The organism is Blautia sp. OM07-19 (genome assembly GCF_003481595.1).
Classification (GTDB): Bacteria; Bacillota; Clostridia; order Lachnospirales; family Lachnospiraceae; genus Blautia_A; species Blautia_A intestinihominis.
Window position 1 is genome coordinate 21,499 of record NZ_QULA01000038.1, and the last position, 6,591, is coordinate 28,089.

At 43.5% G+C, this 6,591-nt stretch carries 6 protein-coding genes; 2 read left to right on the forward strand and 4 right to left on the reverse strand.

From position 1 onward, the window contains the following. Positions 1 to 68: 68 nt before the first annotated feature. From fusA to rpsL, 3 genes are all read right to left on the reverse strand, one after another. Entirely contained in the window at positions 69 to 2,192 is a 2,124-nt protein-coding gene (gene fusA / locus DXC01_RS17450) for an elongation factor G (protein ID WP_279221583.1), read from the reverse strand. Positions 2,193 to 2,210: 18 nt separating this feature from the next. Continuing rightward, positions 2,211 to 2,681, reverse strand: coding sequence for a 30S ribosomal protein S7 (rpsG, locus tag DXC01_RS17455; protein WP_044925146.1), 471 nt, complete (start codon positions 2,679 to 2,681; stop codon positions 2,211 to 2,213). Between the two features lie 255 nt (positions 2,682 to 2,936). Beyond that, positions 2,937 to 3,353, reverse strand: coding sequence for a 30S ribosomal protein S12 (gene rpsL, locus DXC01_RS17460; RefSeq protein ID WP_118253109.1), 417 nt, complete (start codon positions 3,351 to 3,353; stop codon positions 2,937 to 2,939). Between the two features lie 300 nt (positions 3,354 to 3,653). Between rpsL and DXC01_RS17465 the strand changes: the two genes are divergently transcribed. Continuing rightward, positions 3,654 to 4,082, forward strand: coding sequence for a hypothetical protein (locus DXC01_RS17465; protein WP_118253112.1), 429 nt, complete (start codon positions 3,654 to 3,656; stop codon positions 4,080 to 4,082). 33 nt (positions 4,083 to 4,115) lie between these two features. After that, positions 4,116 to 5,192, forward strand: coding sequence for a serine hydrolase (locus tag DXC01_RS17470; RefSeq protein ID WP_118699469.1), 1,077 nt, complete (start codon positions 4,116 to 4,118; stop codon positions 5,190 to 5,192). Between the two features lie 62 nt (positions 5,193 to 5,254). Here the strand turns inward: DXC01_RS17470 and DXC01_RS17475 are convergent, their stop codons facing one another. Next, positions 5,255 to 6,499, reverse strand: coding sequence for a hypothetical protein (locus DXC01_RS17475; RefSeq protein ID WP_118253118.1), 1,245 nt, complete (start codon positions 6,497 to 6,499; stop codon positions 5,255 to 5,257). Between the last annotated feature and the right edge of the window lie 92 nt (positions 6,500 to 6,591).

Sequence of the window (6,591 nt, forward strand, 5' to 3'; positions counted from 1 at the left end):
TTCTGCCATATTCATGGCAAAACACCTCGCGGAATATTCTCTGCAAACAGTAGTCTCTCTATTTATTATCAGTCTTTCTTAGAAAGAATCTTTTCCTGAACGGACTTCGGAACCTGTTCGTATTTCTCGAAGAACATGGAGTAGTTACCACGTCCCTGAGTTCTGGAACGAAGGTCTGTTGCGTATCCGAACATTTCAGAAAGCGGAACGAATCCACGGATCATCTTACCTCCGCCGATATCATCCATACCTTCGATACGACCACGACGGGAGTTGATATCACCGATAACATCACCCATGTAATCTTCCGGAGTAGTAACTTCGACTCTCATGATAGGCTCAAGAAGAATCGGAGATGCTTTCTGCATAGCATCCTTGAATGCAAGAGAACCTGCAATGTGGAATGCCATTTCAGAGGAATCGACTTCATGATAAGAACCGTCATATACGTTTGCATGAACGCCGACTACCGGGAATCCACCCAGAATACCAGCTTTCATAGCTTCCTCGATACCTTCGCCAACAGCCGGGATGTATTCCTTCGGAATAGCACCACCAACAACTGTGGATTCGAACTTGTACAGTTCTTCTCCGTTGGCATCCATAGGCTCGAATTTAACTTTACAGTGACCATACTGTCCACGACCACCAGACTGTTTAGCATATTTGCTGTCGATGTCTACGGCCTTAGTAATAGTCTCTTTGTATGCAACCTGAGGAGCACCTACGTTAGCCTCTACTTTGAATTCACGAAGCAGACGGTCAACGATGATTTCCAGATGCAGCTCACCCATACCAGCGATGATTGTCTGACCTGTTTCCTGGTTTGTATGTGCACGGAATGTCGGGTCTTCTTCTGCCAGTTTTGCAAGAGCTTCACCAAGTTTACCCTGACCAGCTTTTGTCTTAGGCTCGATTGCAAGTTCGATAACCGGTTCCGGGAACTCCATGGACTCAAGGATTACCGGATGCTGGTCATCACAGATTGTATCACCAGTTGTGGTGAATTTGAAACCGATTGCTGCTGCGATATCTCCAGAGTATACTTTATCCAGCTCCATACGTTTGTTAGCGTGCATCTGAAGGATACGGCCAACACGTTCTTTCTTGTCCTTAGTAGCGTTGAGTACATAAGAACCAGAATTCATAGTACCGGAGTATACACGGAAGTATGCCAGTTTACCAACAAATGGGTCTGTCATAATCTTGAATGCCAGAGCGGAGAACGGCTCTTCATCAGAAGAATGTCTCACGATCGGGTTGCCTTCCAGGTCAACACCCTCGATTGGAGGAATGTCTGTTGGAGCAGGCATGAATTCAATGATCGCATCCAGAAGTTTCTGAACACCCTTGTTTCTGTATGCAGTACCGCAGCATACCGGTACAGCTGTACATTCGCAAGTAGCTTTACGAAGAACTGCTTTCATCTTTTCAACAGTCGGTTCTTCACCTTCCAGATATTCCATCATTAAATCATCATCGAGTTCGCAGATCTTCTCTACGAGTTCTGTATGATAAAGTTCTGCTTCTTCCTGCATGTCTTCTGGGATCTCAGTGATGGAAATGTCTTCACCTTTCTCATCATTGTAGATATAAGCCTGCATTTCGAAAAGGTCGATGATACCTTTGAATTCATCTTCTTTTCCGATTGGAAGCTGTAAGCAGATAGCGTTTTTACCAAGACGAGTCTTGATCTGATCTACAGCATTGTAGAAGTTTGCACCGAGGATATCCATCTTGTTGATGAATGCCATACGCGGTACATTGTAAGTGTCAGCCTGACGCCAAACGTTTTCAGACTGAGGTTCTACACCACCCTTTGCACAGAAAACGCCGACAGCGCCGTCAAGTACACGGAGTGAACGCTCAACCTCTACGGTGAAGTCTACGTGTCCTGGAGTATCAATGATGTTGATACGGTGTTCCAGAGCACCTGGTTTCTTCTTGCAGTGATCCTGCAGAGTCCAGTGACATGTTGTAGCAGCGGAAGTAATTGTGATACCTCTCTCCTGCTCCTGCTCCATCCAGTCCATTGTTGCGGTACCTTCATGAGTATCACCGATTTTGTAGTTGACACCTGTATAATAAAGGATACGTTCTGTAAGAGTTGTCTTACCTGCATCGATATGAGCCATGATACCAATGTTTCTGGTACGCTCAAGCGGGTATTCTCTACCTTCTTTTCCAGCCAATTGGATTTTCCTCCTTGATTAGAAACGATAGTGAGCAAATGCTTTATTTGCTTCAGCCATCTTGTGCATATCTTCTTTCTTCTTAACAGATGCGCCTGTGTTGTTCATTGCATCCAGAAGCTCGTTTGCAAGTCTCTCCTCCATAGTCTTCTCGCCTCTTTTACGAGAATATGTGGTGAGCCAGCGAAGAGCCAGTGCCTGACGTCTGTCTGCTCTTACCTCGATCGGAACCTGGTAAGTAGCACCACCGATACGTCTTGCTTTTACTTCGAGAAGCGGCATGATGTTGTTCATAGCCTCTTCAAAAACTTCGATAGCTGGTTTGCCAGCTTTTTCTTCAATTCTAGCGAATGCGCCGTATACAATCTTCTGAGCGACACCTTTCTTACCATCTAACATGATGTTGTTGATAAGCTTGGTAACCACTTTGTTATTGTACATCGGGTCTGCCAGAACGTCTCTTTTCTGAGTATGTCCTTTACGTGGCACGTTACTTCCCTCCTTAATCAAAATGATTAAATCATCGGTACTCACTATAAAAACTAAGGTGTTCGCACTGGTAAAGTCCTATATTTAACCCGCAACCGACAGGGTATATGGAATACCGTACAATATTTATAGCTATAAGTGAATCTTCGATTGATTGCTTATTTTCTATTTTGTCTCCCGTTCAGACGGGAACCTTCTTGAATATTGCATATTCAAGAAGTATCGCAAATTTCTCGCTAAGCTGCGAAATTTGCTTTATTTCTTTTTAGGTCTCTTAGCACCATATTTGGAGCGAGACTGTTTTCTGTTAGCTACACCTGCGGTATCCAGTGTACCTCTGATGATGTGGTATCTGGTACCAGGTAAGTCCTTAACACGTCCACCACGGATAAGAACAACGCTATGCTCCTGAAGGTTATGTCCTTCTCCTGGGATATAGCTTGTTACTTCGATACCGTTGGAAAGACGAACTCTGGCGATCTTTCTAAGAGCTGAGTTAGGTTTCTTAGGTGTTGCAGTTTTAACTGCTGTACAAACTCCACGTTTCTGTGGTGCAGACTGCTCAACAGCTTTCTTTCTTAAAGAGTTGAATGTTCTCTGCAGAGCCGGTGCTGTAGATTTCTTTACAGATGTCTGACGTCCTTTTCTTACTAACTGGTTGAATGTTGGCATTCCATTTCACCTCCCGATTATTTTCTCCATGGTTTGCCATGGGGTAGCGCGGTTGCTATTGTCAAATTTAAATGCCGGGCAACAAAAAAACAGCGTTCCTGTTGCACGCCTGCTCATTATATCCCGTAAAAATGCGGCTGTCAAGGCATTTTACATGATTTTTTCTTTTTTTTACGAATTCCTGATTATTGCTTTTTGAAGGTACTCTGTTTATAATATTGAAAAGATTATTTCGCTGATGCTGATAATCATTTTTACTTTATTGCTTTACTTCTATATAATAAGAAAGGATTTCTCATCATGAAAGAAAAGCTGAATCCTGGCATTCTTTTGCTGGTCCTGACTGGTCTTCTCTTTATTGCCGGAATTTTCCTTGTCGAACTCAGAACTGCCCGGCAGATCTCCGATTACGAAGCCCAGCTGGACACCTTCATTCAGCAGGTGGATGCCAAAAAAGAAGAACTTGATAACGCCAGTTCCGCTTACGCTGATGCGATCCAGTCTCAGAAGGATCTTCTCAACTGGAAGAAACAACAGAATTCCGGTACACGTCAGACCGTGAGTGAACGCCTTCCTGAAGCAGAATCTGCTGATACACAGACCTCTGTTTTCAATCAGAATACTTCGCCCGAATACAATTCTTTCACTTCAGGGGGAAACAACGATACTGAAGACGAAATATCTGAGATCAACCCGCAGGATTCCGAAGATCTTTTCAGCGATCAATAGCCTGTTGCACTTAAAAAGAAAGGATATCTTAATATGAATACCCCTAAACAGCAAAAACCTTTTTTTCTGTACATTATCATCAGCATTCTGGCTGTAGCAGTCATCGGACTTGGCGGACTGGCTCTGTATTCACTGAATGGTCTTGCCTCCCTCCAGTCCAAAGTCACTGAACTTCAGGATACCGTACAGGAAATGGCAGAAACATCCGCAAACCTCGTTGCTCAGTCCGATGAACTCAAGCAGCTCCAGGAACAAAATCAGCAGTCGTCTTCCGATACAGTTTCTGCTGAATCTGCAAGTCAGGAAGAAGGAACGCTTTCCCCATCCCACTCCTCCGAGACGGTCTCCTCTGAGACTACAACGGATGAAAGTCTGAACAATCTTCTTTCACAAGTCAGAACTCTTCTTCCGCAGGATAATGGAAACTGGTCCGTTTACGTCTGCAACCTTATGAAAGGCACCGAAGGCACGATCGACAATCAGCCGATGCAGGCTGCCAGCCTGATCAAGCTGTTCATTATGGGCGCCGTTTACGAAAACTACGATCAGCTCTGCGAAACATACGATGCAGATACCCTGAACAGTTATCTCAATCCTATGATTACTGTTAGTGATAATGATGCTGCAAATACTCTCGTAAATATGCTCGGCGGCGGCGATGATTCTGCCGGCATGGATGTAGTCAATGCCTTTTGCCAGGCGCACGGATATACCAGTACTTCCATGGGCAGACTTCTTCTACACAGCAATGAAAATGGCGATAATTATACTTCCGTAAATGACTGCGGACATTTTCTCAAAGAGATCTACCAGATCAATGCAGGTACTGCTGAGAACCCAACTTTATCCCATGCCGATGCCATGTACTCTCTTCTCAAGATGCAGGAACGCCGCAACAAAATCCCGGCAGACATGCCGGAAGGTGTCAGCGTTGCAAACAAGACCGGCGAACTCGACAATGTTGAAAATGATGTTGGAATCATCTACAACACAGCCAAAGGCATCGACCTGGTTGTATGCTTCATGTCTCAGAATCTGAGCAGTACCGGCAATGCGCAGGAAACGATTGCTCAGGATTCCCGTATGATCTACGGATACTACAACGAATAAAACGCATCACCCAAAAGCCATACGGTTTAAACAGATCGTATGGCTTTATTTTTATAAAAAAATCAGCTTTTTTCTTCCGAGGTTTCCCCGTCTGTATCTTCATAGGACATCTCCCATATATCAGCAAAAACCGCCAGCGGGCAGTCCGTAAGAAGACACATCAGTAAAAAGCACTCATACGGATTCACAATATAAATCTCACTCATTCCACATTTATGCAGGATCTTCTGTATTTCTTCAAGGAAATGATGATATCGATTATATGGATCATCATCCTGCATCTCCTGCGAAACAATAAAAAACTCCAACGTGATCAGATCAAAACGTTCCACCGGAAACTTATGATTCATGATGCTGTTGATCCGCTGTCTGCTGAACCGCTTCTGGCTGAAATGCTTCGCCAGAATAGACGCAGACATTTTTTTGAGATTTCCCATCTTATTTACAGGAATTCCACTGCAGATAACTTTTTCCACATCAGAATCCGTAATATCAGAAATATTCCACACTTTGTTACGGTCTTTTTCCACTTCATCACCCTGATACATCCTGGCGATGATTTCCTTGGCATGAGTCAGAAGGCGCACAAATTCCTGAAATGCCTGACTCTTCTCTGACATCGGGTCATCCGCTCCAACCTTGACATAGGCCAGATACTTCAGAAGTTTCTCCTCATTGTCCAGGATCAATGCGCCTGAATATACCTTGGATGCCTCGGTGTAATCCGGATCAGGCTCCAGTTTCTCATAGGCTTTCTTAAGTTCTTCTGCCTTATGATAGCCAACTTGCATGGTATAACAATACCAGTAGATCACCTCATCCGGATTATGGAAATCAAAATCCTGCTCTCTCAGTACCCGTGTCAGAAAATCCGAAACATCCTCCGAACTCATACGAAGTCCAAAACCAAGCAAAAATACAGTCTCTCTCTTGACAGATGCCTGTGTCAGCCAGTTATTGACAAGAGATGTCAGTTTCGTTGATGTAGGATTCATTGATTTCGGTGTACAAGTCTCATGAAAAGACTCAATCACGATGTCTCTGTAAATATCCTGCGTTACTTCATTATAGGGTTCTTCGAGTCCTGCACGTTCATAAATATATCGTTTCAGGTGATCTCCAAAAGATACCAGTTCCATTTCTTTATATAAATAATGAAAAATAACATCAGCATCTTCGTCTTCAAACCCATCCAGACTGACGACCTGCCGGAATCTTTGTGCTGCTTTTCGTGTGAATTCAAAATCTTTGACAGAATCAAAAGCAACTGTCTGTTCAAAATCCAAATCCTGCATACGGTTTTTCATAGTCTGTCACCTTCATATTCTATAAAAAATAACTTAACCTATTGTGCTACTTCAAATAAATTATATGAAAACCTGTAAATGCGCAAAGAATC